Raw genomic sequence first — 2,157 nt, forward strand, 5'->3', positions numbered from 1 at the left:
GGGCAAGCTCACGTCCAGACCCACCTGGACACCCCGGCACCCCGGCACCTCGTCAGGAGAAGGTTCCGGGTGGCGGCACCGGTGAGGGGGCGGCGGTGGCATCGGTCACCGGGGTGGCGCCGCCGGTGAAGTCGGTCAGCCCGCGGCCGTGCTCCACCCGGGCCGGGTGCGGGTCGCCGGCCGCCCGCCGGGTCAGCTCGGCCACCGGGAGCCGCTGGTCGGAGGCGAGCAGCACCGCGTTGCCGAAGCGCCGGCCGCGCAGCACGGCCGGGTCGGCGGTCAGGCAGATCTCGGGGAAGACGCTGTGCACGGTGGCGATCTGGGCCCGCAGATGCGCCAGTGGCGGCCCGTCGGCCACATTGGCGGCGTAGAGCCCGCCGGGCCGCAGCGCGCGCCGTATCCCCTCGGTGAACTCGGTGCTGGTCAGATGCGCGGGCGTACGGGCCCCGCTGAACACATCGGCGATGATCAGGTCGGCCCAGCCGTCGGGCACCTTGCCCAGCCCGGCGCGGGCGTCGTCCCCGCGCACCCGGATCCGCCAGCCCCGGTCCAGGGGCAGCGCCTCGCGTACGAAACCGATCAGCGCGGTGTCGATCTCCACGATCTGCTGGGTGGAGCGGGGGCGGGTGGCGGCGATGTAGCGGGCCAGCGTGAAGGCCCCGCCACCCAGGTGGACGACGTGCAGCGGGCGGCCCGGCGGGGCCGCGAGATCCGCGATGTGGCCGAGCCGCCGCTGGTACTCGAAGTCCAGGTACGTGGGCTCGTCCAGGTCCACATGGGACTGCGGGGCGCCGTCCAGCAGCAGCGTCCAGCCGCGCGGCCGGTCCCGGTCGGGCACCAGCTCGGCCAGTCCGCCGCCGACCGTCGCCCGCACCGCCTCCGCGGTCCGCCCGCGCCCGCCCTTCCGCCGTTCCTTCGCCATCCCTCCAGTATCACCGCTGGTGAGAGGGCATCCGGCGCGGGCCGGTGGGGCCGGTGGGGCCGGTGCACCGGAGGGGATCAGAGGAGATCAGAGGCAAGCCGCCTGCCGCCCGCCCGCTTGGGCGACGACGACGGCGGCACCCTCACGAACCGCTGCCGGCGAGCGGCAGGCGGTTCGGGAAGGCGCCCCTCGAAGCCGCCTCGCCGCTCAGCGGCGCCCGCCAAACGTCACTGGCAGCGGTCGACGGCCTCGATGGTGCGGGCCGCCTCGCCCAGCGCCTGGCGGAGAACCTCGGGGTCGGTGGCCTCGGCGATCGCCGCGTCCGGCGGGACCAGCCATCCGGTGCCGGTGACCGGGGGCGGGGCGGCGGTGCCCGGCTCCACGGCGGCCTCGTGCCCGTAGGTCTCGGTGCAGGCGCTGCCGGGCAGGTCCCAGCGGTCCGCGGTGCCGGGCGGGACCAGGAAACCGAGGGTGTCGCAGCTGCCGTCGTGGAGCACCGGGCCGACCCCGCGCCGCAACCGCAGGATGTCCACCGCTTCCAGGCCCTGCCGGGCGGGGACGGTGACCAGATCGCATCGCCGACCCGCGCCGCCGTCCATCAGCGCGCCGTGCTCCCGGCCCGGTGGGTGCCGGTCCGCGGTCCGGGAACCGCTGCTGTGCACTCCGGCCTTCACCAAGGGAAACCCCTCCTCGCCGCGCCGCGTCTCGTCCGGGAGGTTCAACGCCTCCGGCCCGTCGGCGGCTACGGCGAAATGCGGCCACAAAGGGTGGCACTTCATAGCGGATAGCAGGCGATATATCCGATTTCAAGGAAAACACCCCGCATTGCCCGGAAGGCGACCGGTACGGTCCGTGTCCGCCGCCCCGGCATCGCCGTTAGGCGGTACGGCATCACCGTAGGGAGGGGGCCGGCCATGACCCCAGAGTCCGGGGCCGCACCACCGCCGCGGCCCAACAACGCCTTCCGCCGGTTGCGCGGGAACCGCTCCGCGGCCGAGTTCGCCGCGGCGGTACGGCGCGCCGCCCGCGAGATCGGCGAGCAGGTCTCCTGCGACGCCCGTTATATCGGACGCGTCGAGTCCGGGGCGATCCGCTGCCCCAACTACGCCTATGAGCGGGTGTTCCGGCACATGTTCCCCGGCCGCACCCTCGCCGACCTGGGCTTCGCCCCGCGCGAGACGGTACGCGGCCGGGGAACATGTGCCGGAACACCCGCTCATAGGCGTAGTTGGGGC

The 2,157-nt window shown here is 74.6% G+C and carries 2 protein-coding genes and 1 pseudogene; 1 reads left to right on the forward strand and 2 read right to left on the reverse strand.

The features are described 5' to 3' along the window. Nucleotides 1-52 precede the first annotated feature (52 nt). Together E4099_RS31435 and E4099_RS31440 are read right to left on the reverse strand one after the other, a co-directional pair. Nucleotides 53-922: a spermidine synthase gene (locus E4099_RS31435; RefSeq protein ID WP_135342500.1), complete on the reverse strand. Its 870-nt coding sequence runs from the start codon at nucleotides 920-922 to the stop codon at nucleotides 53-55. Between the two features lie 227 nt (nucleotides 923-1,149). Next, nucleotides 1,150-1,599, reverse strand: coding sequence for a hypothetical protein (locus tag E4099_RS31440; RefSeq protein WP_135342501.1), 450 nt, complete (start codon nucleotides 1,597-1,599; stop codon nucleotides 1,150-1,152). A 237-nt stretch (nucleotides 1,600-1,836) separates the two neighbouring features. Here E4099_RS31440 and E4099_RS31445 point away from each other — a divergent pair. Beyond that, nucleotides 1,837-2,157: pseudogene (locus E4099_RS31445) on the forward strand (tetratricopeptide repeat protein); the annotation flags it as partial.

Source organism: Streptomyces palmae (assembly GCF_004684805.1).
GTDB lineage: Bacteria > Actinomycetota > Actinomycetes > Streptomycetales > Streptomycetaceae > Streptomyces > Streptomyces palmae.

Excerpts from the sequence above, each read along its gene's own strand:
- E4099_RS31435 (WP_135342500.1), bottom strand. The coding sequence starts at position 922 with ATGGCGAAGGAACGGCGGAAGGGCGGGCGCGGGCGGACCGCGGAGGCG.